Raw genomic sequence first — 26363 nt, 5'->3', positions numbered from 1 at the left:
CACTATACCCCTAGGGGGTATAGTGTGCAAAGATGCGTGCCCCGTGTCTTCGCCGCGGTCAGGCGGTCAGGCGGTCGTGGTGGCGTCGGGTCGGCCGAGTCTCTCCCCGACCAGCGGGTCGAGATAGCGGACCAGGGCGTTCTTCAGTTCCTGGACGTAGGCCTCACGCTCGGCGCCCTCGTGGGCGAGGGCCAGTTCGAGGCCGGCCTTGTACATGCCCAGGCACATGTGCGCGGTACGCGTGAGGTCGGCCGGGGACGCATCCGGCAGGAACGAGGAGAGCAGGCCCTCGATGCGGGAGTGCAGGGTGGAGTGCAGCGCGTCGTGCGCCTCGGTGATCCGGCCGGGGACGTCGGGGCCGTGCATCAGCGCGAAGAACACCGGGTGCTGGCAGTTGAAGTCGATGAACCGCTCGACGGCCGCGCCGACGGCCTCCTCCAGCGGGGTCACGGGGTCGATCGGCGCGAGCGCCTCGCCGTAGGTGTCCCGCATCTCGTGCATGAGCCGGTCGCCCAGCTCGATCGCGATCGCTTCCTTGTTCGGGAAGAACTGGTACAGCGTGCCCGGCGAGACGCCCGCCTCGCGGGCGATGGCGTTGGTGCTGGCGGCCGTGTAGCCGGTGGTGCTGAAGACGGTGGCGGCGGCTTCGAGGAGTTGGATGATGCGGCGCTCGCCGCGGGCCTGGCGGCGGCGGGGCGGCTGCTCCTGCTGTTCATCCTGCCCCTGGCTTTCGGGCGCCTGCTTCTCCGGGCTGTCGGGCACGGGTTTTCCCCAACTCTCCGCACGTGGTTGACAAACACGAGCGGTCGCTCGCATTCTGGTGGAACGCGAGCGATCTCTCGTGTTTGCCAGTTTATGCGTTCCACGGTGAAGGGGACACCGCACGATGACCGAAGTCAACGGCCCGCCGCGCGTCGGAGGCTGGACCCGATTCGTGACCGCCCGCCCCCGGTTGTCGCTGCTCGCGGCCCTGGTGCTCACCGTGCTCGCCGTGCTGGCGGGCAGCGGGGTCGCCGACCGCCTGGGCGCCGGCGGCTGGGAGGACCCGGACGCCGAGTCGACGTATGCGACCAAGGCCCTGGAGCGCGAGTTCCCCGCCTCGCAGCCCAACTTCCTGCTCCTGGTGGACTCGGGCGCCTCCTCGGTCGACGACCCGGCGGTCGCCGCCGAGGCCGAGCGGCTCGCCGAGCGACTGGCCGGGGAGCAGGGCGTCATAGGCGTCAGTTCCTACTGGCAGGCCGACGCCGCACCCGCCCTGCGCGCGAAGGACGGCCGCGAGGCGCTGATCGCCGCCCGGATCACGGGCGATGAGAAGGAGATGGGCGAGACCCTGGACCGCATCGCCCCCTCGTACCGGGGAGTGCACGGCCCGGTGGAGGTGAAGGTCGGCGGCCCGGTCGCCGTGCGGCACGAGATGCAGACGATCATCCAGGAGGACCTGACCCGCGCCGAGATGATCGCCCTGCCGGTCACGCTGGTGCTGCTGGTGATGGTCTTCGGCAGCGCGGTCGCCGCCCTGCTGCCCCTCGGTATCGGCATCGTCGCGATCCTCGGCACGAACGCGGTGCTGCGCGGCCTCACCGAGGTCACCGACGTCTCCGTCTTCGCACTGAACCTCACCACGGCTCTGGGCCTCGGCCTCGCCATCGACTACGCCCTCTTCATCGTCCGCCGCTTCCGCGAGGAACTGTCCGCCGGCGCCGAGCCGTTGACAGCGGTCGGCACCACCCTGCGCACGGCCGGCCGCACCGTGCTCTTCTCCGCGCTCACGGTCGCGGTCTCACTGGCGGCGATGATGCTCTTCCCGCAGTACTTCCTGCGGTCCTTCGCGTACGCCGGTATCGCGGTCGTCCTGCTGGCCGCGGCGGCCGCGCTGATCCTGCTGCCGGCGGCCCTGGTCCTGCTGGGCCACCGGGTCAACTCGCTGGACCTGCGGCGCGTGTTCCGGCGCGGCGGGCAGCCGCGAGCGGCCGCGGAGGGGAGCGGCGCCTGGGCGCGCACCGCGAACCTCGTCATGCGCCGGGCTCCCTTCTTCGCCCTGGGCACCACGGCTGTGCTCGTCCTGCTCGGACTGCCCTTCCTGGGCGTGAAGTTCGGCACCGCCGACGACCGCCAACTGCCCTCCAGTGCCGAGTCCCACGTCGTGCAGCAGCACATCAGGGACGGCTTCCCCGGCAGCCCCGGCGGCGGCCTCGAAGTCCTCGCCGAAGGGCGGGCGACCGAGGCGCAGTACGCCGCGTACAAGGAGCGGATCGCCGACCTGTCCGAGGTGCAGCGGGTCGACGGCCCGCTCGTCAAGGGCGACTCGGCGTACTTCACGGTGCTGCCGAAGGGCGAGGCGGTCGACGACCCGGCCCAGCGCCTGGTGGACGAACTGCGGGCCACGGACGCCCCCTTCGACACCAAGGTGACCGGCACGGCCGCCGTCCTGGTCGACTCCAAGGACGCGATAGCCGAGCAACTGCCCCTCGCGGGCGCCTTCATCGTGATCGTCACCCTGCTCCTGGTGTTCCTGCTGACAGGCAGCGTGCTGATACCGATCCAGGCGGTCGTGCTCAACGCGCTCAGCCTGACGGCGATGTTCGGCGCCGTGGTCTGGGTCTTCCAGGACGGCCATCTGTCCGGCCTGCTCGGCTTCACCAGCCCCGGCTCCATAGAGACGACCCTGCCGGTCCTGATGTTCTGCGTGGCCTTCGGACTGTCGATGGACTACGGCGTCTTCCTGCTCTCCCGCATCAAGGAGGAGTACGACAAGACGGGCGACCACGACCAGGCGGTCCGGCACGGGCTGCAGCGCACGGGCGGGCTGATCACGGCGGCCGCGGTCATCCTCGCCGTGGTGATGGTCGCGATCGGCACGTCCAGGGTGACCAACACCAAGATGCTCGGCCTGGGCATCGCCCTCGCGGTCCTGATGGACGCGATGATCGTCCGCAGCCTTCTGGTCCCGGCGGTCATGCGCCTCACGGGCCGGGCGACCTGGTGGGCCCCGGGGCCGCTCAGGCGGTTCCACGAGCGGTTCGGACTGAGCGAAGGCGGCGCGGGATCCACGTCGGCCGTGGAACAGGACCGGGACAAGGTGGCGGCGCGCGGCTAGCGTTCTGCCGGCAAGGGGTGATCGGCGCAGGAGCGAGGCGGGCGTATGCGGGCTGTGGTGTTCGAGCGGTACGGGGAGCCGGCCGAGGTACGGGAGATGGTGGACCCGGAGCCCGCGGAGCACGGGGTCGTGGTGCGGGTCGAGGCGACGGGACTGTGCCGCAGCGACTGGCACGGCTGGCAGGGGCACGACCCGGACATCACGCTGCCGCATGTGCCGGGGCACGAGCTCGCCGGTGTCGTCGAGGCGGCGGGCCCCCGGGTGACCGGCTGGCGCCCCGGCGATCGCGTGACCGTGCCCTTCGTGTGCGCCTGCGGGAGCTGCCCGTCCTGTGCGGCGGGTGACCAGCAGGTGTGCGAGCGGCAGACCCAGCCGGGCTTCACCCACTGGGGCTCCTTCGCCCAGTACGTGGCGCTGGACCACGCCGACGTGAACCTCGTCGCCGTACCGGAGGAGATGTCCTTCGCGACGGCCGCCTCCCTCGGCTGCCGGTTCGCCACGGCGTTCCGGGCGGTGGTGCAGCAGGGCCGGGTGGCGGCGGGGGAGTGGGTCGCGGTGTACGGTTGCGGGGGCGTAGGCCTGTCCGCGGTGATGATCGCGGCGGCGTCGGGGGCGCGGGTCCTGGCGGTCGACGTGTCGCCCCGGGCCCTGGACCTGGCGCGGAAGTTCGGCGCCACCGAGTGCGTGGACGCGTCCCGTACCGAGGACACGGCGGCGGCGGTCCGCGAGCTGACCGGCGGCGGCGCGCATCTCTCCCTCGACGCCCTCGGCTCGCCCGCCACCTGCGCGGCCTCCGTGAACGGCCTGCGCCGCCGCGGCCGTCACGTCCAGGTCGGCCTGCTGCCATCACCGACCGGCACGACACCGGTGCCGATGGCCCGCGCGATCGCCCTGGAACTGGAACTCCTCGGCAGCCACGGCATGGCCGCGCACACCTACCCTCCGATGCTGGAACTGGTCCTGGCCGGAGTGCTGCGGCCCGACCTGCTGGTCACGTCCACGATCACGCTGGCCGAGGTACCGGCGGCGCTGGCCGCGATGGGGACGGCGCCGGGGGCGGGGGTGACGGTCATCGAGCCGTGGAGCTGAGAGCGGCCCACTCATGGTCGAGGATCCCCATGAGCGTGCAGACCGAGCCGCCCGAACCCGTACCCGACGATGAGCCGGATCACTTCGGTGCCGAGCCCGCGGTCGCGGCCGCGCGGGCCCATGAGCGTGCGGAAGTTGCAGCTTCGGGCGTCGGGATCCCATTCGTTGAGGATGACCTCGCCGACGAGTTCGCCGGTGGCCCGGTCGGTGACGGCGAGGTCGAGCCGCTCGGGGTGATCGGCGCGGGAGGCGTAGATGGGTAGATGGAACGCACCTTGTCCACGGTGAACTCGGTGGCGGGTCCGAAGGTGCACGTGGAGCACAGGATGTTTTCCGCGGCGAAGCCCTCCGTGCTCAGGCCTCTCGTCGGCCCCGGTTCCCCGGGCGGGACGCCACCCAGGCCTGGACCGTGTCCGCGTACCAGTAGGGCTTGCCGCCCTCGACGTGGTCGGGGGGCGGCAGCAGCCCGTGCTTGCGGTACGAGCGCACGGTGTCGGGCTGCACCCGGATGTGCGCCGCGATGTCCTTGTAGGACCAGAGCCTTCGGTCGGTCATGGGTTGCACCTCCCTGCGAGTACCGCGGCGACGACCGGGGGCGGCCGTCCGGGGGAGCCGGGCACTGCGCTGGCGATCACAAAGCCTGTGCCCGGTGAACGACGGCGAGTCCGGGCTGGGCAGGGCCTGTGGACCGGGTGTGACGCAAGACCCGCGTACACGCGACATGTGTGACAGGAAGGGGGTATTTGTGACAGAGGTGACGCAAAGGCGTACGCGGGCTCATGGGCGGGGCGCGTTGACATCCGGCGCAAAGAGGCCCCGAAGCTCAGAGCAGCCGCCCAGCCCTCCAGCCCCCATGCCCAGGGCGGCCGCGCAACAAGAGCCGGGCCGGACCCGCTGCGTCGGGTCCGGCCCGCCGTTTCCCCGCATCCCCCCGGCGCGGCTCCCGGTCGATCGTCCGGGACGCACAGCGTGCCGTCAGCGAGCCCCGACGGTCTTGGAAAAATCCGCAGTTCGTCCGGATGCGAGGACAAGACTCGTCGCCTCGCCCGTCATCCGGTCGATCACCGGCGCCCCGGAGGCGGCAGGCACCTGGACCGGTACCTGCCGGGCCGCGGTGAACTCCCGCTCATCACGCCGGGCCACAGCCGAGGATGGGGCGGGGCGAGGGCGAACTCCCAGGAGCCGCCGGGTCCGTGCCCGGACCGGACCAGCATCACGCCCGCCATGCGCGACCGCCCCTTCCCGTACGCCGAGGGCACCCATGGTGCTGCGGCTCGGGAAGGGGCGGAAGGCGCCGACCTCGACGTACGGCTACGCCCCGCACGACCTCAAGAACGCCCGCGTCCGCTGCGCGATCGGCAGCGGCCGGTCCGGCTCGCACGGGTACATGTCCTGCTCGACGATCGCGAACAGATCGACGTCCAGCTTCTGCGCGGCTTCCAGGACGGGCCCCAGCGCGGGCACCCCGGCGGGCGGCTCGCACATCACACCGCGTGCGACCGCCGGCCCGAACGGCACCTCGCCCGCCCGCACGTCCGCCAGGATCTCCGGGTCGACCTGCTTGAGGTGCAGGTACCCGATCCGCTCGCCGTAGGTCTCGATGAGCTTGACGCTGTCGCCGCCGCAGTACGCGTAGTGCCCGGTGTCCAGGCACAGGGACACCAGCGAGGAGTCGGTGCCGTCCAGGAAGCGGACGACGTTCTCCTCGCTGTCGATGTGGGTGTCGGCGTGCGGGTGGACGACGATCTGCAGGCCGTACTCCTCGCGCACCCGACGCCCCAGCCGCTCGGTCAGTGAGCTGAGATTGCGCCACTGCTCGGGCGTGAGCGTGTCCGGCTCCAGCACCTCGCCGGTCTTGTCGTCCCGCCAGAAGGACGGGATGACCACCAGGTGGGACGCCCCCATCGCCTGGGCCAGGACCGCGTTGTCCGCGACATGCGCCCAGGTCTTCTCCCACACGGCCTCGCCGTGGTGCAGGCCGGTGAAGACCGTGCCGGCCGACACCTTCAGGCCACGCCGCGAGGTCTCCTCGGTGAGGACGGCGGGATCGGTCGGCAGATAGCCGTAGGGGCCCAGCTCGATCCACTCGTAGCCGGACTGCGCGACCTCGTCGAGGAAGCGCTGCCAGGGCACCTGCTGGGGATCGTCCGGGAACCAGACGCCCCAGGAGTCGGGGGCCGATCCGATCCGGATGCGGGACAGTGAGGTCTGAGGGGACAACGACGTCATGGCCGCCAGCGTGCGGATCGCGAGCGGCGGTGTCAAGCCCTGGTCCGAATGTCTGGACAAAGCATTGACAGGACTCCCTGTGCGGGGCTAGAAAGCCGTGGAGAGCCGTGACACGAAGGGAACTCGATGGCGTACGACCTGATCACCATGGGGCGGATAGGAGTGGACCTCTATCCGCTGCAGACGGGCGTCCCGCTGCCGCAGGTGACGTCCTTCGGCAAGTTCCTCGGCGGCTCCGCCGCGAACGTCGCGGTCGCCGCGGCCCGCCTGGGACGGGACACGGCGGTGATCACGCGTACCGGCGACGACCCGTTCGGCACCTACCTGCACGAGGAACTGCGGGGCTTCGGCGTCGACGACCGCTGGGTCACCCCGGTCTCCGGACTGCAGACCCCGATCACCTTCTGCGAGGTCTTCCCGCCGGACGACTTCCCGCTGTACTTCTACCGCCGGCCCAAGGCGCCCGACCTCGAGATCGACGCCCACGAGCTGGACCTGGACGCCATCCGCGAGGCCCGCATCTTCTGGGTCACCGGCACAGGCCTGAGCGAGGAGCCCAGCCGTACGGCGACCCTGGCGGCCCTCGCCCACCGGGCCAAGGCCGGCACGACGGTCTTCGACCTGGACTGGCGTCCCATGTTCTGGACGGATCCCGAGTCCGCCCGCCCCTTCTACGAAGAGGCCCTGCGCCACACCACCGTCGCGGTCGGCAACCTCGACGAGGTGGAGGTGGCGACCGGAGCGCGCGAGCCGCACGCCGCCGCCCGCGCACTGCTCGACGCCGGTGTCGAACTCGCCGTCGTCAAGCAGGGCCCGAAGGGCGTCCTCGCCGTCAACAGCAAGGGCGAGTCCGCCGAGGTCCCGCCGCTCCCGGTGACCGTCCTCAACGGCCTCGGCGCCGGCGACGCCTTCGGCGGCTCCCTCTGCCACGGCCTGCTGGAAGGCTGGGACCTGGAGAAGATCATGCGGCACGCCAACGCGGCCGGTGCCATCGTCGCCTCCCGCCTGGAGTGCTCTTCCGCGATGCCCACACCGGACGAAGTGACAGCGGCCCTCGCGGCAGGAGCCGTCACGTGAGCGTCGACATCGCGGAGCTCGTCCGCCTTCGCACCCTCCACCCCGAGGCCGTGGCCGAGGCCGCCGCCCGCCGCCCCCGCCGGTCGCTCCTCAACGACCAGGGCCGGCTGATGATCGTCGCCGCCGACCACCCGGCCCGCGGCGCCCTCGGGGTCGGCGACCGCAAGTTCGCCATGGCCAACCGCGTCGACCTGCTCGAACGCCTCTGCCTGGCGCTGAGCCGCCCCGGCGTGGACGGCGTCCTCGCCACCGCCGACATCCTGGACGACCTGCTGCTGCTCGGCGCCCTCGACGGCAAGGTCGTCATGGGCTCGATGAACCGAGGCGGCCTCCAGGGCGCCAGCTTCGAACTCGACGACCGCTTCACCGGCCACCGCCCGGAGGACATCGAGCGCTTCGGCTTCGACGCGGGCAAGCTGCTGCTGCGGATCGACTACGACGACCCGGGCTCCCTCACCACCCTGGAGTCCACCGCCCGCGCCATCGACGACATGGCCGCGCGTCGGCTCCCCGTGTTCGTCGAGCCGTTCATCAGCCGCCGCTCCCCGGAGGGCAGGCTGAGCAACGACCTCTCCGCCGAGGCCGTCACCAAGTCGATCGCCATCGCCTCCGGTCTCGGCGGCAGTTCGGCCTATACCTGGCTGAAGGTGCCGGTCACCGACAACCCCGACGACATGGCCGAGGTCATGGCGACCTCCACGCTGCCCGCCGTGCTGCTGGGCGGCGAGGTCGGCGACGATCAGGACGGGGCGTACGAGAAGTGGCGGGGCGCCTTGCAACTGCCCACCGTGCGCGGCCTGGTGGTCGGCCGTTCGCTGCTGTACCCGGGGGACGGCGACGTGGCCGCCGCCGTGGACACCGCCGTAGGACTGCTGTGAGGGCCGCATGACGAGCAACGACCTCTACCTCGCGAAGGGCGCCACGACCGGCGCCGAGTACGCCGTCGACATCGACCCCAAGCGGGCCGGCTGGACCCACAGCAGTCTGCGGATCGTCGAACTGGAGGCGGGCGGTACGCACGCCTTCGACGCCGGGGACAGCGAGTGGATCGTCCTCCCGCTGGAAGGCGGATGTACCGTACAAACAGAGGGTAGCGAGTTCCAACTCCTGGGCCGGGAAAGCGTGTTCGCCGGAGTCAGCGACTTCGCGTACGTGCCCCGTGACGCCCGGGCACAGATCGCCTCCGGCGCGGGCGGCCGCTTTGCTTTGGCAGGAGCGAAGTGCGAGCGACGACTCCCCGCCCGCTACGGCCCCGCGCCGGAGGTCCCGCAGGAAGAGCGCGGCAGCGGCAACTGCCTGCGCCACGTCCGCAACTTCGCCTCGGCGGACGCCTTCGACTGCGACAAGCTGATCGCCGTCGAGGTGATCACGCCCGGCGGCAACTGGTCCTCGTACCCGCCGCACAAGCACGACGAGCACCGGCCGGGCGAGGAGGCGGAGCTGGAGGAGATCTACTACTTCGAGATCGACGGCCCGAACGGATTCGGCTATCAGCGCGTATCCCCTTCCCGTGAGGGCGGTTCGGACGTCCTCGCGGAGGTCCGCTCCGGCGACACCGTGCTCGTCCCCGACGGATGGCACGGCCCGTCGATCGCCCAGCCCGGCCACGACATGTACTACCTGAACGTCATGGCGGGCCCGGGCGAGACCCGGGAGTGGCGGATCTGCTTCCACCCGGACCACGTAGAAAGCACAGGGGGTTACCGATGACCTCAACGACGAGGCTCACGGTCGCGCAGGCGCTCGTCCGCTTCCTGTCCGCCCAGTACACCGAACGCGACGGCGAACGGCAGCGGCTGATCGGCGCGACCTGGGGCATCTTCGGCCACGGGAACGTCGCCGGGCTCGGCCAGGCGCTCGTGGAGTACGCGGGCGACATGCCGTTCCATCAGGGCCGCAACGAGCAGTCCATGGTGCACGCGGCGGTCGGTTACGCGCGGCAGTCGGGCCGCCTGTCCACCCACGCGGTGACGACCTCCATCGGCCCCGGCGCGACCAACCTGGTCACCGGTGCCGCCCTCGCCACGATCAACCACATCCCGGTCCTGCTGCTCCCCGGCGACACCTTCGCCACCCGGGCCGCCGACCCGGTCCTCCAGCAGCTGGAACTGCCGTACGCGGGCGATGTGTCGGTCAACGACTGCCTGCGCCCGGTGTCGAGGTACTTCGACCGCGTCACCCGTCCGGAGGCCCTGATCCCGGCCGCCCTGCAGGCCATGCGGGTGCTCACCGACCCCGTGGAGACGGGCGCGGTCACCCTCGCGCTCCCGCAGGACGTCCAGGCCGAGGCCTACGACTGGCCCGACGAGTTCTTCGCCGAGCGCACCTGGGTCGTACGCCGTCCGGGCGCCGACCCGACCGAACTCGCCGAGGCGGTCGAGGCGATCAGGACGGCCGAGCGCCCCCTGCTGATCGCGGGCGGCGGCGTGCACCACAGCCGCGCCGAGGAGGCCCTCGCCGAGTTCGCCGCGGCCACCGGTATCCCGGTCGCCTCCACCCAGGCCGGCAAGGGCTCCCTGCGCTACGACCACCCCCAGGACGTCGGCGGCGTCGGCCACACCGGCACCGCGACCGCCGACGAACTCGCCCGCCTGGCCGACCTGGTGATCGGCGTCGGCACCCGCTACACCGACTTCACCACCGCCTCCGGCACCCTCTTCGAACACCCCGGTGTCCGCTTCCTCAACCTCAACATCGCCCCGTACGACGGCCACAAGCTCGCCGGGATGCCGCTCGTCGCGGACGCCCGCAGCGGCCTCCAGGAGCTCACCCAGTCCCTGGGCATGCACGGGCACCGGGTCCCGGACACGTACGTCCGCGAGTACACCGTGGACAAGGAGCGCTGGGAGCAGCGCGTCGACGCCTGCTACGAGGCGGAGGAGCCGGACATACGCCCGACGCAGTCCCAGGTCCTCGGCGCGCTCGACGCCCTGGTCGACGACACGGACGTGATCATCAACGCGGCCGGTTCGCTCCCCGGCGACCTGCACAAGATGTGGCGGGCGCGCTCCCGGGACCAGTACCACCTGGAGTACGGCTACTCCTGCATGGGCTACGAGATCCCGGCCGCCATCGGCGTGAAGATGGCGGCACCCGACCGGCCCGTGTGGGCGCTGGTCGGTGACGGAACCTATCTGATGATGCCGACGGAGATCGTGACGGCCGTACAGGAGGGGATCGCGATCAAGATGCTCCTCGTCCAGAACCACGGCTACGCGTCCATCGGCGGCCTGTCCGAGTCGGTGGGCGGCGAGCGGTTCGGTACCGCGTACCGCTACCAGTCCGAGGACGGTACGTACACGGGGGCGCCGCTCCCCGTCGACCTCGCCGCCAACGCGGCGAGCCTGGGCATGCGCGTGCTGCGCGCGAAGACCGTACGGGATCTGCGGGCGGCGCTCGCGGAGGCCCGGGCGGCCGACACTCCCACATGTGTCTACGTCGAGACGGAAACGGCAGACACAGTGTCGGGCCCGCCGCCGGCGCAGGCCTGGTGGGATGTACCTGTGGCCGAAACCGCGACCCGACCCTCCGCGGTGAAGGCACGTGAGCTGTACGAACGGCACGTCTCCACCCGACGCCGCCATCTGTGAAGGAGCACTCGGTCATGACGAAGATCGTCAACCACTGGATCGGCGGCAAGCCCGTCGAAGGCGCGTCGGGTACGTACGGGCCGGTCACCGACCCCGCTACCGGCGCGGTCACCACGAAGGTCGCGTTCGCCTCCGTCGAGGAGGTGGACGCGGCGGTCGCCGCCGCCAAGGACGCCTACGCGACCTGGGGCCAGTCCTCGCTCGCCAAGCGGACGGAGATCCTCTTCCGCTTCCGCGCCCTGCTGGACGCGAACCGCGACGCCATCGCCGAGCTGATCACCGCCGAGCACGGCAAGGTGCACAGCGACGCGCTCGGCGAGGTCGCGCGCGGCCTGGAGATCGTGGACCTCGCCTGCGGCATCAACGTGCAGCTGAAGGGCGAGCTGTCGACGCAGGTCGCGAGCCGCGTGGACGTCTCGTCCATCCGCCAGCCCCTGGGAGTCGTGGCCGGCATCACGCCGTTCAACTTCCCGGCGATGGTGCCGATGTGGATGTTCCCGATGGCCATCGCGTGCGGCAACACGTTCGTGCTGAAGCCGTCCGAGAAGGACCCGTCGGCGTCGCTGAAGATCGCTGAGCTGCTCGCGGAAGCCGGACTGCCGGACGGTGTCTTCAACGTCGTCCACGGCGACAAGGTGGCCGTCGACCGCCTCCTGGAGCACCCGGACGTCAAGGCCGTCTCCTTCGTCGGCTCGACCCCGATCGCCCGCCACATCCACACCACCGCCTCGGCGAACCACAAGCGCGTCCAGGCCCTGGGCGGCGCCAAGAACCACATGCTGGTCCTCCCGGACGCCGACCTGGACGCGGCGGCGGACGCTGCGGTGAGCGCGGCCTACGGCTCGGCCGGCGAGCGCTGCATGGCCATCTCGGCCGTGGTCGCGGTCGGCGCGATCGGCGACGAGCTGGTCGACAAGATCCGCGAGCGCGCCGAGAAGATCAAGATCGGCCCCGGCAACGACCCGACGTCCGAGATGGGCCCGCTGATCACCGCCGTCCACCGCGACAAGGTGGCCTCCTACGTGGAGGGCGCGGCGGCCGAGGGTGCCGAGGTCGTCCTGGACGGCACCGGTTACACGGTCGACGGCTTCGAGGACGGCCACTGGATCGGCATCTCGCTCCTCGACAAGGTGCCCACCACCGCCAAGGCCTACCAGGACGAGATCTTCGGCCCGGTGCTGTGCGTGCTGCGCGTCGACACGTACGACGAGGGCGTGGCCCTCATCAACAGCTCGCCGTTCGGCAACGGCACCGCGATCTTCACCCGGGACGGCGGCGCCGCCCGCCGCTTCCAGATGGAGATCGAGGCCGGCATGGTCGGCGTGAACGTCCCGATCCCGGTCCCCGTCGGCTACCACAGCTTCGGTGGCTGGAAGGACTCCCTCTTCGGCGACCACCACATCTACGGCAACGACGGCACCCACTTCTACACCCGAGGCAAGGTCGTCACCACCCGCTGGCCCGACCCGGCAGACGCCCCGTCGGGCGTCGACCTGGGCTTCCCGCGTAACCACTGAGAGTGACGCAGGTCCTCGTACGGTGAGGTCCCCGCCTACGGGGCGGGCCTGTCGGCGGGGCGGCCTCCACCCCGGCTGCGGGCCCGCGCGGCGGCCGCCCGGCACGTCGGGCACGGCCGCCGCACGCCGGCCTGTATCGAGAGGGTGCCAAGCGCCTGCTGAAGTGCCAGTTCCACGGCGGCCGGGACGAACAGCGTGCCGGTGCCGTCGGGCGGGACCAGCCAGCGCAGGCGCCCGGCCGCCCGATGCGGCGCGGGCACCGTGATCCACGCGTCCTTGCCCAGATAGCGAATGTCCGAGCCGATCCAGCGGCTCTTGGGATCCGGTGGCAGGAAGAAGCCCACCCGGCGGGCGGCGGTGTCGGCGAGTACGGGACCGGGCATCTGCGGAATGCACAGCAGGGTGTCGAGGGCCAGCACACCCAGCTCCTCCGGCATGCTCAGCACGTCCCAGAACCGTCCGCAGGCCAGCACCGCGATCCCGGACTCCCCTCGCCACTGCCTCTTGCAGGCTCGCGGGTTGGTCGCCGCGGCGGCCAGCCATTCCATTGCCCGTTTCGGGGTTCTCTGCATCGATTTCCTCCGGGATCCGGTCGCCGGCTCGGGCGACGCACTTCTCCCTCGCCCGCCAGGGGTGGTGGCCCTGACAGCTCATGATCGTGGGCGTCCCGCTTCGGTGGAAGGGGTGGCGAACCATGGCGAATACCTCCAGAATGTTCGCTTCTGGAAAGGATGTTCCCTTGGTGTCGGAGAGTTCCTCAAGGTCCTGCCCGCGGCCCGGGCGGCCCGGCGGGGCACCCGGCGGATCCTGGTCAATTCCGTGGTGCGCGATTCACCTACCCGCCCGTCCGGCTGATGCGCTGCCTCCCTGAGGAGTTCCGCCCTTTGCCTCCGCGATGGGCGAGCGCGACAGGAGGGTGCCCGGCTCGGCAGGCAGGAACCAGGGCGGCCGACGCTTCCGGCGGGCAGGCAAAGCCGAAAACGGCGTCCCACAAACGAGATGACGTCATGATCGAGCCGGTTTTCCAGGCCTCGAATCGGAACTCTCTACCCGCCGCCCGAGCCCTGCCGGCACACTCGACCCGATCAAGGCCCGCACCCTCCCGAAAGCTCCCGCTCGTGCGGTGTGTCGAGCACCACGAGATCGCAGAACGCCTCCACTGAATTCACTGACAAGTCTGTTGATAGGAAATCGCGAACCGACGGCACGTCTTCACAGATTGCGCTGGCTTACTTGGACGACGACGAGGCGTCGCGATGCCGCCGGGCGGCCTTGCGGGGGGGACGGGTCAGCGTGATCTGGCGCACCAGTTGGTGGAAGCAGGTCAGTGCGGCGACCGCAGGGAGTGCCGCAGCTGCGATGTCGGGAAGGGTCCTCGGCGCCTGGATGACGCACAGAGCCATGGCCACGGCCGAGAAGAACATCACGATGCACCACGAGTGTGCGGCGCGGCGCCGGTGCAGAGCGGCCCGCAGAACCGAGAGGGAGGAGACCATCCAGGGCCCGTACACCAGCAGCGGCCACCAGCGGTCCGCAACGGAGTGGGCGGGGACCTCGGTCGCCACCTCGCGCAACGGGTCGTAGGCGACGATTCCGCTGAACACACTGACCATGGCGACGACGACGCTGGCCAACGAGGCGACCAGGAAGCTGACCGTCTGCATCCTCGACAGCAGCATCTTGGGCGTGCGAACCCGCCGGTGCCCCGGGCGACGCGGGCGCATGGCCGACCCCTCGGGGCTGAACACCGGCTCCTGCTCCGGCAGGAAGCCGTCCTCGTACAGGGGACCCTCGGCCAACTGCTGCTCGGCGGTCTGGGCCTGCAGGAGGTAGGCCAACTCCTCGGCGGGGTCCCAGTTCGCCGTGAGGTGAAGTTTGTCCGGGGCCCATGCCTCTCTGACGGGCACCGTACGGGCGGCGTGACGGCTCGAGTTCGTCCACGCGTCGTACAGGTTCTCGCCGACGTGGCCGTTGCGGGAGGCAGAGGAAGGCTGTCTTTCATGCATGGTTGTTCCGCCGGGGCCGCGTATCGGGTACGGCAGAGAACTCGGTGGTGTCCGAGAGGCGGGTGAAGTCGCCCTGGATCCGGCTCATCGCCAGCAGGAAGTCGTCCAGCAGCTCCGAGGTGTACCTGAGCTCCACACGCTCCCTGCCGCGCTGGAGGACCGCGCCCGCCTCCGGAGCGGAGGACACCGGGGCCGGCATGAATGTCCACTCCCCGAGCTGTGAGGCGGGGGTCCTGGCGCCGTATGAATACCCGTCCGCGGGTGCCGTGGGGAGTTGCGCTTTCGTCATACACCCCACAACGAATTCATTTGTGACCCAGGTGCGAGGCATTCGAGTGAAATACGGCACGCGCTCGGGCGAATTCGTGCCTCGGCGCTGTAATTCTGTTTCGATCGTGCGATTTTCGGCGGTTCCGGTGTGACCATGCGGTGATGAGTTGGGATTCGACCAGAAAATAGGCTTGCAGGCGCCCGGGGCGGGCGCGGACCGCGTCGGCAGAGGGAGGGGGCGTGCGTCGTCGTACCACGCACGCGGTACGGGTTAGCAGTCCCGTACGCCCGTGGGAGGGGGAGCGGTTCCGCCTGGGGACTGCATCGGCTGTCCGTGGCGACCCGTACCGTTGACGCATGGATCTTCGACTTCCCGGACCGCGGACGCTGCGGCGGAGGCCACGACGGTTGGCCGCCGCCGCAGCCGCCGTGGTCGTGCTCGGCGGTGCCGGCACGTGGCGGGCCGTCGCCTCCGACGGCGCGCCCCCGCCCGTGCACCGCACCGACCGGGTCATGGCAGTGGGCGACGGGGTGCGCCTCGACACGTCGTACATCACAGCCGGTGAGGGCGGTCGCCGCCCCGCCGTCCTGCTGGCACACGGCTTCGGCGGCAGCAAGGCCGACGTCCAGCAGCAGGCCGAGGACCTGGCCAGGGACGGATACGCGGTGCTGACATGGTCGGCGCGGAGCTTCGGGAAGTCCACCGGGAAGATAGGGCTGAACGACCCCGACGGCGAGGTCGCCGACGTGTCGAAGCTGATCGACTGGCTGGCGAAACAGCCCGAGGTGCAGCTCGACAAGGCCGACGACCCGCGTGTGGGCATGGCCGGCAACTCGTACGGCGGCGCGATCTCCCTGCTGGCCGCCGGGTACGACCACCGGGTGGACGCCATCGCCCCGGCCATCACCTACTGGAACCTCGCGGACGCGCTGTTTCCGAACGGCGTCTTCAAGAAGCTGTGGAGCGGCATCTTTGTCAACTCCGGTGGCGGCTGCGACCGGTTCGAGGCGCAGCTGTGCCGGATGTACGACCGGGTCGCCGAGTCCGGCACGCCGGACGCCGAGGCGCGCAACCTTCTTCAGGAGCGCTCGCCGTCCGCCGTCGGGGACCGCATCAAGGTGCCCACGCTCATCACGCAGGGCCAGACGGACTCCCTCTTCCCGCTCGGCCAGGCCGACGCGGCAGCGAAGGCGATCCGGGCCAACGGCGCGCCGGTCGACGTCGACTGGATCGCGGGCGGGCACGACGGCGGCGACATGGAGACCAGCCGTGTCCAGGCACGCGTGCGCTCGTGGTTCGATCGCTACCTCAAGGACGACAAGGGTGTCGACACCGGGCCGGCCTTCCGGATCACTCGCACCGGAGGCGTCGACTCCACCGACGGCGCCGCGCAGTTGAGGGGAGCGAGCGGAGACAGGTATCCGGGACTGGGGAACGGACAGCAGCCGGTCGCCCTGACCGGACGCGAGCAGAGCTTCGTCAACCCTGCGGGCGCGACCCCGCCCGCCGTCTCCGCCCTGCCCGGCCTCGGCGGCGCAGGTGGCCTCGCCCAGCTGTCCTCGCTGGGGGTCGGAGTGTCACTGGACTTCCCCGGCCAGTACGCCCGCTTCGAGTCGGCGCCCATGACCCGTGACCTCCGGATCACCGGCTCCCCGACGGTCACCGTCCATGTGCGCTCGACCAGCGACGTCGCCGTGCTCTTCGGGAAGGTGTACGACGTCGGCCCGGGAGCGGCCCAGCCGGTGCTGCCCTCGCAGCTGGTCGCACCCGTCCGGGTCGAGGGCGCCAAGGCCGGCAAGGACGTGACGTTCACGCTGCCCGCCGTCGATCACGAGGTGGAGAAGGGCCACCGTCTGCACCTGGTCCTGGCCTCCACGGACCTCGGCTACGCCTCACCGGTCGCCCCGGCGACGTACACCGTGGCCCTGAAGGGCGACCTGAAGGTGCCGACCGCACCCGGTGTGACGACCACGGCCGCACCGCTGCCCGGGTGGGTGTGGTGGCTGCCGCTCGTGGGCGCCGTGCTCGCGCTGACGCTGCTGCTGACCGGCCGCCGCGGCACGGCGACGCCGGCCCCCGACCCGCGGCTGGCCGAGGTCCCCCTCCAGATCACGGACCTGAGCAAGCGGTACGCGGGGTCGGCGGACCGTTACGCGGTGCAGAACCTGTCCTTCCGAGTGGAGAAGGGCCAGGTCCTGGGCCTGCTGGGGCCGAACGGCGCCGGCAAGACCACGACCCTGCGCATGCTGATGGGTCTGATCACACCGGACGGCGGCGAGACCCGGATCTTCGGCCACGCGATCCGCCCAGGCGCCCCGGTGCTGTCGAGGGTCGGCTCCTTCGTCGAGGGCGCCGGTTTCCTCCCGCACCTGACCGGACGCGAGAACCTGGAGCTGTACTGGCGGGCGACCGGCCGTCCCACGGAGGACGCGCACCTGGACGAGGCGCTGGAGATCGCAGGTCTGGGGGACGCGCTGGAGCGTCCCGTGCGCACCTACTCCCAAGGCATGCGCCAACGGCTCGCCATCGCCCAGGCCATGCTGGGCCTGCCGGACCTGCTCATCCTCGACGAACCCACCAACGGCCTCGACCCGCCCCAGATCCGCGAGATGCGCGAGGTTATGATCGGGTACGCGGCCGCCGGCCGCACGGTGATCGTCTCCAGCCATCTGCTGGCCGAGGTCGAGCAGACCTGCACCCATCTCTTGGTGATGGACCGGGGCCGGCTCGTGCAGGCAGGCCCGGTTGGGGAGATCGTCGGCTCCGGCGACACCCTGCTCGTCGGCACCTCCGAGCCGGTGGAGGAGCCGGTCGTCGAGAAGATCGCCGCCCTGCCGGGCGTAAGCTCCGCAGTCCGCACTGACGACGGCCTCCTGGTCCGGCTCGAGGCCGAGGGCAGTGCCCAGGGCCTGGTCGCCGAACTCGTCCGGCTCGAGGTGCCCGTCCAGTCGGTCGGACCGCACCGCGGTCTCGAGGACGCCTTCCTCACCTTGATCGGAGGTTCGGCATGAGCACGCTCACCGAGGTCGCCTCCGGTTACCAGGCAGGCCGTACGCTGCCGCTCCGCGTCGAACTGGTCCGCCAGCTCAAGCGCCGCCGCACGCTGGTCATGGGGGCCATCCTCGCCGTGCTGCCGTTCGTCCTGCTGATCGCCTTCGCGGTCGGCGGAGACCCGGACGAGCGGGGCAACCGGGTGACCCTGATGGACACGGCCACCGCGTCCGGCGCGAACTTCGCCGCGGTGAACCTGTTCGTGTCGGCGGGCTTCCTGCTCGTCATCCCGGTGGCCCTGTTCTGCGGGGACACGGTCGCCTCCGAGGCGAGCTGGTCCTCCCTGCGGTATCTGCTGGCGGCCCCCGTGCCGCGCGCCCGGCTGCTGTGGTCGAAGCTCGTCGTCGGGCTCGGCCTCAGCCTCGCCGCGATGATCCTGCTGCCGGTGATGGCGCTGGCCGTCGGCACCGCAGCCTACGGCTGGGGCTCGTTGGAGATCCCCACCGGCGGTTCCCTCGCCCCGGGCACGGCCGCCCAGCGGCTGGTGGTGGTCGTGGCGTTCATCTTCGTGTCCCAACTGGTCACCGCCGGGCTCGCGTTCTGGCTGTCGACCAAGACGGACGCCCCGCTCGGCGCGGTCGGCGGCGCGGTCGGTCTGACCATCGTCGGCAACGTCCTCGACGCCGTGACGGCCCTCGGCGACTGGCGTCACTTCCTGCCCGCGCACTGGCAGTTCGCCTGGGCGGACGCCATCCAGCCGAATGCCGAGTGGTCCGGCATGATCCAGGGCACGGCCGTTTCCATAACGTACGCCGTGGTGCTGTTCGCCCTGGCCTTCAGGGGCTTCGCCCGCAAGGACGTGGTGTCTTAGAGGTCGTTTTCATCTGCGGTGCGGTGATAGCTCCAGGTTTGATTAGCGCGGTCGTCGGGTGCTGATGAGGGTGCTGAACCGGTCGTGTTTGTCGGGGCGGATGGTGTGACGTGCGGGGTCGGAATCGGCTCGCGCCCGTCTCAACCCTGGACGCCCCTGTCTGGGCCGTGCTTCCGCAAGGCAGGATGCACGCCTGGGCGCACGCCCCCGACCGGCGGTACGTCCAGGTCATGGCGGAACGTCGCGCGTACCCGAGTGATCTGTCCGATGCCCGCTGGGAGTTGATCGAGCCGGTGCTGTCCGCCTGGCGCCTCGAACGCCGGCGTCGGGCCCTGGACTTCGGCCGGCCGCCCCGGCACGACCTGCGCGAGATCATGAACGCGATCCTGTATGTCGACCGCACCGGCTGCCAGTGGGCCTACCTCCCGCACGACTTTCCGCCCCACCAGACGGTCTACGGCTACGTCGCCAAATGACAGACCGACGGGATCTTCGCCCAGCTCAACGGCCTATTACGGGAGCTGGTGCGCCAGCAGGAGGGCAAACACCGGCACCCCTCCGCCTGCGTGATCGACGCCCAGAGCGTCAAGACCTCCACCTCCGTCCCCGCCAGGACGCAGGGCATCGACGCGGGCAAAAAGATCGTGGGCCGCAAGCGCAACATCATCACCGACACCCTCGGCCTGCTGCTCGCGGTGCTGGTCACCGCGGCCGGCGTCCAGGACTCCACCGCCGGCCGCCCCCTCCTGGAGCAGGCCGCCACCGACCACCCCACCCTGCGCAAGGTCTGGGCCGACGGCGGCTACCGCACGCACTTCGTCGAGCACGCCGCAGCCCTCGGCATCGACCTCGAAATCGCCCAACGCACCCCTGGGGCCAGGGGATTCACCCCCATCCCGAAACGCTGGACGGTCGAGCGGACCTACGGGTGGCTCATGCTGCACCGACGTCTGGCGCGCGACTACGAAACCCACCCACACCGCTCCGAAGCCATGATCCATCTCGCCATGACTGACCTGATGGCACGCCGCCTCACCGGTGAGAACACCGTCTCCTGGCGCGACCCGATATCACCGGACCAACTCCGCATCCCGGGATGAAACAACGGGAGAAAACGACCTCTCAGGTCAACGGAGGGTCACCCACCGGTCTCGACCGGCCATCAGTGGGGCCGTGTCGAATATTCATCCGCAACACCCCATGCCGCACGTTCCGGTACCCGGCTCCGTCACAGAGTCGGCGTCGACGCACCGGTCAACGGACCAAGGTGGCACGGACGGACCATGGACCGGTACCGGATTCGGGGGCTGCGCGTCGACGGCTGCGAAGACGGCCCCGGCTACACGGCCACCGCCCTCTGAGCCGTCCGCACCAGGCCGGAGCCGACGGCCACCTCGGCAATACGACCGTCCGCTGGCTCGCCCCCGGCACCCGCCGGCCGCACGAGGAGTCCGGTCAGGTGGAGACTGGCTCCCTCGAGGACTCCCTCTGGCACACGAACCCCCGCCTCCAGGTCACGGCTGTCGCCGCCAACTTCGCCGACGCCCTCCGCTCGTCGGACGACCACGGCGCCGTTCCTTGCCCGGCGCCCTCTGGCCTCGGCGAACTTCCGGTCCATCCGGATCCCCTTCGTCCTCGGCCAGAGGGCACTTCAGCTTTCCCGCTCAAGAGTTGGTCGCCGCCCCAGGTGAAACGCGGAGGCTAGGGTACGAGCCTGAGGAGCCTGTTGGGCGAACCGGTTCCGACGTTTCCCAGGACCCCGGTCGTGGCCCCGTTGACGAGACCACTGCGTACGGTCGCCGGACTGGCGGCGGGGTGCGAGGTGAGGTAGACGGCCGCAGCTCCCGCGACATGGGGGGCCGCCATCGAGGTGCCGGAGAGCGTGGCAGTCGCCGTGTCGCTGGTGTGCCAGCCTGCGGTGATCGATGAGCCGGGGGCGAACATGTCGAGCACGGAACCGTAGTTGGAGAAACTGGATCTGTAGTCGATCCAGTTGCTGGCTCCCACGGTGAGGGCACTACCCACCCGTGCGGGTGAGTAGTAGGCGGCATTCGCATTCGAGTTGCCGGCGGCCACCGCATAGGTGACACCGGAGGCGATGGAGTTCGTCACCGCGGTGTCCAGCGCCCTGCTGGCGGCGGCGCCCAGCGACATGTTGGCGACCGCGGGCCCGACGCGGCGCGTGGTGACCCAGTCGACGCCCGCGATGACGTTGGAGAGGGTGCCGGCCCCGCTGTTGTTCAGCACCCGTACCGACACGATCTTGGTGCGTTTGGCCACGCCGTACGTCCTGCCGGCGACCGTGGTGGCGACGTGGGTGCCGTGACCGTTGCCGTCGGAGGCGACGGCATCACGGCCGACGAAGTCGTAGCCGTACCTGGCACGCCCGGTGATCTCCGTGTGCGTGATGCGCACTCCCGTGTCGATCACGTACACGGTCGCGGAACTGCCCGCCGTATCCGGATAGGTGTACGTCCCGCTGAGCGGAAGGCGGGTCTGGTCGATCCGGTCCAGGCCCCATGGCGGGGCGATCTGGGTCGCGTCGAGGTGAACCTTCTGGTCCTGCTCGACGAACGCGACGGCCGGGTCCTCCGCCAAACTCCTCGCTCCGGAGGAGCCGACACGGATGGCGTAGCCATTGAGAGCGGCGTCGTAGGTGTGCTCCACCTTGGCGCCGTACTTGGCCGCCAGTAGTTGTCCTTCCGTCGATTTCGCCGCGAACCCGGCGGAATCCTTCAGTACGACGATGTAGCTGTTTCCGACGGAGTTGGAGGAACGCTCGTGCAGAATCCTTCCGGCGGCCGGGTTGGCTTTGGCGGGCAGGGCGGTACCGCACCCGATGGCGGCGGCCGCGGTCGCCGTGGCGATCGCCGCGACGATCCGCCGCCGGGTGGTGAACATCTCTCGCATCCTGAAGAGCCTTCCTCGGGGGAGTGACGTGTTCGCTAAAACTGCTGATCATAGGATGACCAGACGGTTCGTCACCGAAATGTCCCATCAGTGCTTTTCACCCTGGGGGACCACCAGCGACCCCGTACGAGTGGACTCTGTGCCGGAGCAGCATCCCGAGGGCTGGTCCGTGGCTGACCGACTGAGTGCGCGATGCCCATCAGCCAGGTGCGTGCTCCAGTCCTCGGCGGGAGGACGAGGTGTCATCGCAGGCGCACGAAGCCGGCCTGACGCCACTCGCACGCAGAACTTGCAACTGTCCGGACCTGCGAGCATCGCACCATCGGCGTCGCTGCCGCGCCGGTAGAGCACCAGCGCTTCCGGGATCACCGCCTCACTGTTCCCGATCGGGTGATGGACCTCGGGAATCCAGTCCAGCGGTCGGCACACCTCGCCGCGACGGCGGACGTCCGCACAGAGGCAAGGGTGGTCTCGGTCGCCGTCAGCGCGTGGCCAACCCGCAGCCGCACGGCCGTGCGATCGGACGCTCCCGGGGGCGCGAACGTCGGTCACCCGAGTGGCGGATCCGGTCAACAACAGGGCAGGGCGCCGTGTTGCGGGGCTCGTGCGAACTGTGGTCACATCTTCTCCGAATGGCGCTTAAGGGAAATTTTGGGCGCCGTGATTGAGAGGCCGACCGCCCAGGGCGGTCGGCCCGATTGACACCACTGGAGAACCAATGCCTCATCGCATGCTCCGTTCGGCGGCCACCATGCTGCTGGCTTCCGCGCCGCTCGTCGCCGCCGCGCCCGCGCAGGCCGCTCCCCAGCAGGCCTTCCCCTGCGGCGTCAGCTACAACAAGGTCAGCAACAACTTGACCACTGACGTCAGCGTCGGCGTTGCCTGTGAGCAGGAGCAGACCGTCGCTGTGCAGATCACCGAGGGCGACACCGTGCTCTTGAGCGTCGAGAAGACCGTTAAGGCCGGTACCGAACGGACCTTCACCGTCACCCTGCCCGGAAACCCGAAGGTCTGCGCCACGCTGAAGACCGACGATGCGAGCACCCAGATCGGCAACTGCTGACGGTACTTCCTCGTCGGCACCCGCCTGATGGACACTGTTGCCGCCGCCCATTCCGCGATCCGCAAGGTCTAGGTGGGACGGCGGCAACCGCCGTCTGGAGTGCCCCGGCATCGGTATCGACTTGGAAGCGGAGTCGAACTCCGTACGATCCACAAGGCCATCAGCGGCGAAGCCGCCCGTGCCCAGGTAAGTTGCCCGTGCCGAAGGTGGGAAAAAGGGCATACCGCCGGCTCCGGCACCTGCTGACAGTCACTGACAGTGTCAGACCAGCATCCCGGCCCGCACTCGCCCGCCCCGCAACAGCGCAGCGTCTCCGGCTCCCCGGACCAGCAGCCCGCAGTTGAGGCCGAAGACCTCGCACGTAGCCTCGCCTCTGGCGGTCACGTGAAGGTGCTCACCCGCCCCGAGCGAAGGCGTCCTGCTTCCGGGACTGTCGCACCGCGAGCAGGCGAGCAGGTCGATGTCCGGCGTCATCTCGGCCAGGGTCTCGCGCAGCACCCCGCGGACATGGTTCCGTGTTGTGTGTGATCTGCCGAGGCAAAGCGACCCGCTGGCGAGCAGCAGTTCCTCGGTCTTGTGCTGGTCCGGGTCACCGATGATCACAGCTTTGCCGCCGCCGTGATCGAGACCGGCCATGGCGTTCTTGTACGACATCCCGCGGGCGAGTTTCAGCGCGTCGGCGACGGCCTCCGCCTCGTTCGACCAGAGCCGCCACATTGCGGTAGCCGTCGCTGGTTTCGCCGAGCGGGAAGCGGCGACCCTGATGAACCATCCGCAAGCCCTCGGAGTCGACGTTCTCGACCCGATATCCGCGGGCAGGGCCTGTCAAACGAACGCCCTGGACGCCGCCTTGGCTCAGATCCCCGACGCTCACCGCCACGGCACCGGCTGCCGGCGTACGACCTCGTTCACATGTGCGCCGACATCGGCATCCCCATCAGTGCCCACAGCTCCCGGCCAAGGCGTTCCCCAACCACGTGCGCAACCTGCGCGGCCGGGGCGTCCGCACCTCCTTCTCCGTCGGATACGCCGTCACCGATCCGGTCCGCCGCGCGATCAGGGCCCTGCCCGAGCAGGTCTGGCACCCAGCACTGGAGCAGGACGGCACCCTTCGCGAAGGCGCCGAGGACGCCGAACTGACCGGCATGGTGGACCCTCACGACCACCCGGACGGCACCCGGATCATCGTGCGGTGCGAGCGCCCGCACCCCGGCGCCCAGCGGTCCCTGCGCGAGCTGGACGAGGGTCTGCGCTACCAGGTCTTCCTCACTGACACCCCTACGGGGCTCCCCGCAGCGCCTGGAGGTCCGCCACCGCGCACATGCCCGCGTCGGGGAACGCATCCGCTGCGGCACGAGCACCGGCTTCGGCCGATTCCCTCCCGCCACTTCCGGATCGACACGGCCTGGCTCGAGCTCGCGCTGACCGCCCTCGACCTGCTCGCCTGGACGGTCTGCTGCTACTGGAGGGCGAGTTGGGCACCGCCGAACCCAAGAGCTCCGCTACCGGCTGCTGCACGCAGCCGTCGGCCTCACAGCCCTGCCCCGGCCGGCCACCTGACGCGCGGCACCGTCACCTGTCCGTAGCTGACCCAAGGAACCCTGGAGCACCCGATCCACAGCCTCGGAGGCTGCCAACTTCCTCTGTTGGCACAGTGTTTGGCCTTGCCGGAGCACCAGCACCACGGATCTTTGCGTTGCCGGCGGCGATTGGGTCGCAGCTCGAGGCACCTCGGCCGATGAGGCGACCACCGAACGCGCCCCATCGAGTGGGCATTCGGTCGGTGGTTCGAAATGAAACGCTGATTCAACTCTGTTGCGCAGCCGGTGTTGCATTACTTCACAGGGGACGGATGCGGCGTGACTTGGAGATTCCGCACTTCGTATTACCTGCCCCAGGGGGCCATGTGGATGAAGTTCCGGAGCCACAGGCATTCCAAGTGGTGCCTGCTTCGGCGTTGAGGCAATATCGGTTTCGTTCTTCCAACCGGGAAGAGACAGAACGGAGATATCCGAATGCGCAAGACCATGAAGCTGGGTGCTGCGTCGACTCTCGCAGCGGTGGCCATCATCGCGGGTTCCGCCTCGGGCGCCAGCGCCGTCGAGGACGTGCACGGGGGCGACGAGCCCGGCATCGTCATCGTGAACGAGAACGAGAACACGAACAGCAACACCAACACCAACACGGCCACGGCCACCGCCTCGGTCACCCTTCCGGCCCCGGCCCCGGCCCCGGCCCCGGCCCCGGCCCCGGCGCCGGCGGCGGCCGCCGGTCAGCAGGCCGGCAGTGCCACCATCCTGGGCCTCCTCGGCCTCGGCCTGTAATCGTTCGAGCCCAGTTCGGCGGTCACCCGATTCTCTTGGGATCGTGACCCGACCTGTAAGCGTCTTTTCCTGACGGGCGGATGAGGTAGCATCCTCATCCGCCCGGGGGAGAGGCACTCCGCTCGAGCGGCCGCAAGTATACGGCGAATGCGCGGCATCGAGCCGCGCATTTCGCTGCTCGGCGCGCCGGAGTAGTGACGGGGTGGGCTGAGCCCGCTGAAGCCAGGTTGCGCCGTGCCGTAACGCCGGTGCTTCACCTGGGTAGCGTACGCGTGTTGCGGGTTCTGCACGCCGCGATCACATCTTCCCGAAGGATGCCTAAAGAATATTTCGGTGCCAAGAGTCAAGGGGTCGACCGCTTATGGCGGTCGGCCCCTATTGATATCCAGGAGGGCGGATTGGAGTACTGACTGTTGACCGACGTATTCGGGCTGGAGTTCGAAAATGAATGGTGATTCACCCCCGCTTCCCGGCCCGTCATTCACTGCTCTATTGGGTGGCCGGCCGGGTGTGGTCTGCATGCCCGGTAATTAATATCACCTGTTTGCAGGGCCGTATGGATGAAGCTTTGGGCCGTTGGAGTGTTCCAAGTTGCGTGGCATTCGGTGTCGAGGCAATATCGATTTCGTTCTTCCAGCAGGGAAGATCCAGAACGGAGATATCACATGCGCAAGTCCATGAAGCTGGGTGCGTCGACCCTCGCGGCGGTGGCCCTCCTGGCGGGTTCCGCCGCGGCTGCCAGCGCCTGCGAGGATGGGGACAACGGCGACGACGGCGGCGTTGTCATCGTCAACGAGAACACCAACACCAACACCAACACCAACACCAATGGCAACACGGCCACGGCCACGGCCACGGTCACGCTCCCCGCAGGGTTCCTCGGCTGAAGAACCTGAGCCCTCTGGGTCCGGTTTCGGGCCTATCTCGTCGATTCCCTCGGGGGATCGCGGTCCGAGTAGGAAAGCGTCTTTCTCTGACGCGGGGCTGAGGTGACATCCCCTCGTCCGCCGAGGGAGAGGCGCTTTCTGTTTCTCCAGGAATTGATCACCATGACGTCACGTCACTGGCGATCATGGCGGTCGCTGATCGAGAGTCGGCGTCATGCCAGGAGCGGCCATCCATTCCGATGGCCGCTCTTTCTTTTCCGTGTTCGGTGAACTTGGTCAAGGTGTTCGAGCGGGTGTGGGTGCGGCAGGGCGGCGCAGTCGGCAAGTCATCCCGAATATCGTCCGATCAGCGCAATGCATTTCAGTCGCCATACAGGGCTGTTCGGCTCAAATTCAATGACTGCTCACCCGGAAGAGTGTCACCTGCTTGATGGATGGTTT

At 69.6% G+C, this 26363-nt stretch carries 20 protein-coding genes and 3 pseudogenes; 14 read left to right on the top strand and 9 right to left on the bottom strand.

The genetic code is table 11. From position 1 onward, the window contains the following. Nucleotides 1-66: 66 nt before the first annotated feature. Nucleotides 67-762, bottom strand: a complete 696-nt coding sequence (locus QFZ76_RS19755; RefSeq protein ID WP_307674981.1) for a TetR/AcrR family transcriptional regulator — start codon at nt 760-762, stop codon at nt 67-69. A 124-nt stretch (nt 763-886) separates the two neighbouring features. Between QFZ76_RS19755 and QFZ76_RS19750 the strand changes: the two genes are divergently transcribed. Beyond that, complete coding sequence (locus tag QFZ76_RS19750; RefSeq protein ID WP_307674980.1) at nt 887-3097, top strand: MMPL family transporter; 2211 nt, start codon at nt 887-889, stop codon at nt 3095-3097. 45 nt (nt 3098-3142) lie between these two features. Then, the gene (locus QFZ76_RS19745; protein WP_307674979.1) at nt 3143-4186 is read left to right on the top strand and encodes a zinc-dependent alcohol dehydrogenase family protein; all 1044 of its coding nucleotides are present in this window, start codon (nt 3143-3145) and stop codon (nt 4184-4186) included. A gap of 35 nt (nt 4187-4221) precedes the next feature. On the opposite strand, the pseudogene QFZ76_RS51780 reads toward QFZ76_RS19745, so the two are convergent. The 3 genes and pseudogenes from QFZ76_RS51780 to QFZ76_RS19730 all read right to left on the bottom strand — a co-directional run. Beyond that, nucleotides 4222-4496, bottom strand: a pseudogene (locus QFZ76_RS51780) (GNAT family N-acetyltransferase); the annotation flags it as partial. Between the two features lie 44 nt (nt 4497-4540). Then, on the bottom strand, nt 4541-4741 hold the full coding sequence (locus QFZ76_RS19735) for an AlpA family transcriptional regulator (RefSeq protein ID WP_307674977.1): 201 nt from the start codon (nt 4739-4741) through the stop codon (nt 4541-4543). Nucleotides 4742-5497: 756 nt separating this feature from the next. Then, on the bottom strand, nt 5498-6415 hold the full coding sequence (locus tag QFZ76_RS19730) for a sugar phosphate isomerase/epimerase (protein WP_307674976.1): 918 nt from the start codon (nt 6413-6415) through the stop codon (nt 5498-5500). Nucleotides 6416-6541: 126 nt separating this feature from the next. On the opposite strand from QFZ76_RS19730, the gene iolC reads away from it, so the two are divergent. Genes iolC through mmsA form a run of 5 tightly spaced genes read left to right on the top strand, consistent with a single transcriptional unit; the run spans nt 6542 to nt 12599 of the window. Then, on the top strand, nt 6542-7492 hold the full coding sequence (gene iolC / locus QFZ76_RS19725; protein WP_307674975.1) for a 5-dehydro-2-deoxygluconokinase: 951 nt from the start codon (nt 6542-6544) through the stop codon (nt 7490-7492). Then, complete coding sequence (locus QFZ76_RS19720; protein WP_307674974.1) at nt 7489-8370, top strand: deoxyribose-phosphate aldolase; 882 nt, start codon at nt 7489-7491, stop codon at nt 8368-8370. The genes iolC and QFZ76_RS19720 overlap by 4 nt, the downstream gene beginning before the upstream one ends. Before the next feature lie 7 nt (nt 8371-8377). Continuing rightward, a complete protein-coding gene (gene iolB, locus QFZ76_RS19715; RefSeq protein ID WP_307674973.1) occupies nt 8378-9202 on the top strand; it encodes a 5-deoxy-glucuronate isomerase in 825 nt (274 codons plus the stop codon). Further along, nucleotides 9199-11082 (top strand): 3D-(3,5/4)-trihydroxycyclohexane-1,2-dione acylhydrolase (decyclizing), encoded by a 1884-nt coding sequence (gene iolD / locus QFZ76_RS19710; RefSeq protein ID WP_307674972.1) that lies wholly within the window; start codon nt 9199-9201, stop codon nt 11080-11082. Before iolB ends, iolD begins: the two co-directional genes overlap by 4 nt. 14 nt (nt 11083-11096) lie before the next feature. Continuing rightward, complete coding sequence (gene mmsA / locus QFZ76_RS19705; RefSeq protein WP_307674971.1) at nt 11097-12599, top strand: CoA-acylating methylmalonate-semialdehyde dehydrogenase; 1503 nt, start codon at nt 11097-11099, stop codon at nt 12597-12599. A gap of 35 nt (nt 12600-12634) precedes the next feature. Here the strand turns inward: mmsA and QFZ76_RS19700 are convergent, their stop codons facing one another. The 3 genes from QFZ76_RS19700 to QFZ76_RS19690 all read right to left on the bottom strand — a co-directional run bounded on the left by QFZ76_RS19700 (nt 12635) and on the right by QFZ76_RS19690 (nt 14804). Next, nucleotides 12635-13171, bottom strand: coding sequence for a hypothetical protein (locus tag QFZ76_RS19700; RefSeq protein WP_307674970.1), 537 nt, complete (start codon nt 13169-13171; stop codon nt 12635-12637). Between the two features lie 657 nt (nt 13172-13828). Next, entirely contained in the window at nt 13829-14605 is a 777-nt protein-coding gene (locus tag QFZ76_RS19695) for a DUF2637 domain-containing protein (RefSeq protein ID WP_307674969.1), read from the bottom strand. Further along, nucleotides 14598-14804, bottom strand: a complete 207-nt coding sequence (locus tag QFZ76_RS19690) for a hypothetical protein (RefSeq protein WP_307674968.1) — start codon at nt 14802-14804, stop codon at nt 14598-14600. Before QFZ76_RS19690 ends, QFZ76_RS19695 begins: the two co-directional genes overlap by 8 nt. 428 nt (nt 14805-15232) lie before the next feature. Here QFZ76_RS19690 and QFZ76_RS19685 point away from each other — a divergent pair, with 428 nt between their 5' ends. The 3 genes and pseudogenes from QFZ76_RS19685 to QFZ76_RS19675 all read left to right on the top strand — a co-directional run bounded on the left by QFZ76_RS19685 (nt 15233) and on the right by QFZ76_RS19675 (nt 19838). After that, the gene (locus QFZ76_RS19685) at nt 15233-17887 is read left to right on the top strand and encodes an alpha/beta fold hydrolase (RefSeq protein ID WP_307674967.1); all 2655 of its coding nucleotides are present in this window, start codon (nt 15233-15235) and stop codon (nt 17885-17887) included. Beyond that, nucleotides 17884-18738, top strand: coding sequence for an ABC transporter permease (locus QFZ76_RS19680; protein ID WP_307674966.1), 855 nt, complete (start codon nt 17884-17886; stop codon nt 18736-18738). The genes QFZ76_RS19685 and QFZ76_RS19680 overlap by 4 nt, the downstream gene beginning before the upstream one ends. Nucleotides 18739-18968: 230 nt before the next feature. Continuing rightward, nucleotides 18969-19838: pseudogene (locus QFZ76_RS19675) on the top strand (IS5 family transposase). 601 nt (nt 19839-20439) lie between these two features. Here the strand turns inward: QFZ76_RS19675 and QFZ76_RS19665 are convergent. Then, nucleotides 20440-21648, bottom strand: coding sequence for a S8 family peptidase (locus tag QFZ76_RS19665; protein WP_307674965.1), 1209 nt, complete (start codon nt 21646-21648; stop codon nt 20440-20442). A 730-nt stretch (nt 21649-22378) separates the two neighbouring features. Here QFZ76_RS19665 and QFZ76_RS19660 point away from each other — a divergent pair. Further along, complete coding sequence (locus QFZ76_RS19660; RefSeq protein ID WP_307674964.1) at nt 22379-22711, top strand: hypothetical protein; 333 nt, start codon at nt 22379-22381, stop codon at nt 22709-22711. A 545-nt stretch (nt 22712-23256) separates the two neighbouring features. On the opposite strand, the pseudogene QFZ76_RS51775 reads toward QFZ76_RS19660, so the two are convergent. Further along, nucleotides 23257-23410, bottom strand: a pseudogene (locus QFZ76_RS51775) (Glu/Leu/Phe/Val dehydrogenase dimerization domain-containing protein); the annotation flags it as partial. Nucleotides 23411-23688: 278 nt separating this feature from the next. On the opposite strand from QFZ76_RS51775, the gene QFZ76_RS19650 reads away from it, so the two are divergent. The 3 genes from QFZ76_RS19650 to QFZ76_RS19640 all read left to right on the top strand — a co-directional run bounded on the left by QFZ76_RS19650 (nt 23689) and on the right by QFZ76_RS19640 (nt 25922). Continuing rightward, nucleotides 23689-24297: a hypothetical protein gene (locus QFZ76_RS19650; RefSeq protein ID WP_373464325.1), complete on the top strand. Its 609-nt coding sequence runs from the start codon at nt 23689-23691 to the stop codon at nt 24295-24297. A 429-nt stretch (nt 24298-24726) separates the two neighbouring features. Continuing rightward, on the top strand, nt 24727-25035 hold the full coding sequence (locus QFZ76_RS19645; RefSeq protein WP_307674962.1) for a hypothetical protein: 309 nt from the start codon (nt 24727-24729) through the stop codon (nt 25033-25035). A 665-nt stretch (nt 25036-25700) separates the two neighbouring features. Continuing rightward, nucleotides 25701-25922 carry a hypothetical protein gene (locus QFZ76_RS19640; protein WP_307674961.1) on the top strand — a complete coding sequence of 74 codons (222 nt, stop codon included), beginning with the start codon at nt 25701-25703 and terminating at the stop codon, nt 25920-25922. Nucleotides 25923-26363 lie beyond the last annotated feature (441 nt).

The sequence above is a fragment of the Streptomyces sp. V4I2 genome (genome assembly GCF_030817655.1).
Classification (GTDB): Bacteria; Actinomycetota; Actinomycetes; order Streptomycetales; family Streptomycetaceae; genus Streptomyces; species Streptomyces plumbiresistens.
This window is presented reverse-complemented; position numbering and strand designations above follow the sequence as displayed.

Coding starts and splice junctions, on each gene's coding strand:
- QFZ76_RS19750 (WP_307674980.1), top strand. CDS start 887: ATGACCGAAGTCAACGGCCCGCCGCGCGTCGGAGGCTGGACCCGATTC.
- QFZ76_RS19745 (WP_307674979.1), top strand. CDS start 3,143: ATGCGGGCTGTGGTGTTCGAGCGGTACGGGGAGCCGGCCGAGGTACGG.
- QFZ76_RS19735 (WP_307674977.1), bottom strand. CDS start 4,741: ATGACCGACCGAAGGCTCTGGTCCTACAAGGACATCGCGGCGCACATC.
- QFZ76_RS19730 (WP_307674976.1), bottom strand. CDS start 6,415: ATGACGTCGTTGTCCCCTCAGACCTCACTGTCCCGCATCCGGATCGGA.
- iolC (WP_307674975.1), top strand. CDS start 6,542: ATGGCGTACGACCTGATCACCATGGGGCGGATAGGAGTGGACCTCTAT.
- iolB (WP_307674973.1), top strand. CDS start 8,378: ATGACGAGCAACGACCTCTACCTCGCGAAGGGCGCCACGACCGGCGCC.
- iolD (WP_307674972.1), top strand. CDS start 9,199: ATGACCTCAACGACGAGGCTCACGGTCGCGCAGGCGCTCGTCCGCTTC.
- mmsA (WP_307674971.1), top strand. CDS start 11,097: ATGACGAAGATCGTCAACCACTGGATCGGCGGCAAGCCCGTCGAAGGC.
- QFZ76_RS19700 (WP_307674970.1), bottom strand. CDS start 13,171: ATGCAGAGAACCCCGAAACGGGCAATGGAATGGCTGGCCGCCGCGGCG.
- QFZ76_RS19695 (WP_307674969.1), bottom strand. CDS start 14,605: ATGCATGAAAGACAGCCTTCCTCTGCCTCCCGCAACGGCCACGTCGGC.
- QFZ76_RS19690 (WP_307674968.1), bottom strand. CDS start 14,804: ATGCCGGCCCCGGTGTCCTCCGCTCCGGAGGCGGGCGCGGTCCTCCAG.
- QFZ76_RS19685 (WP_307674967.1), top strand. CDS start 15,233: ATGGATCTTCGACTTCCCGGACCGCGGACGCTGCGGCGGAGGCCACGA.
- QFZ76_RS19680 (WP_307674966.1), top strand. CDS start 17,884: ATGAGCACGCTCACCGAGGTCGCCTCCGGTTACCAGGCAGGCCGTACG.
- QFZ76_RS19665 (WP_307674965.1), bottom strand. CDS start 21,648: ATGCGAGAGATGTTCACCACCCGGCGGCGGATCGTCGCGGCGATCGCC.
- QFZ76_RS19660 (WP_307674964.1), top strand. CDS start 22,379: ATGCTCCGTTCGGCGGCCACCATGCTGCTGGCTTCCGCGCCGCTCGTC.
- QFZ76_RS19645 (WP_307674962.1), top strand. CDS start 24,727: ATGCGCAAGACCATGAAGCTGGGTGCTGCGTCGACTCTCGCAGCGGTG.
- QFZ76_RS19640 (WP_307674961.1), top strand. CDS start 25,701: ATGCGCAAGTCCATGAAGCTGGGTGCGTCGACCCTCGCGGCGGTGGCC.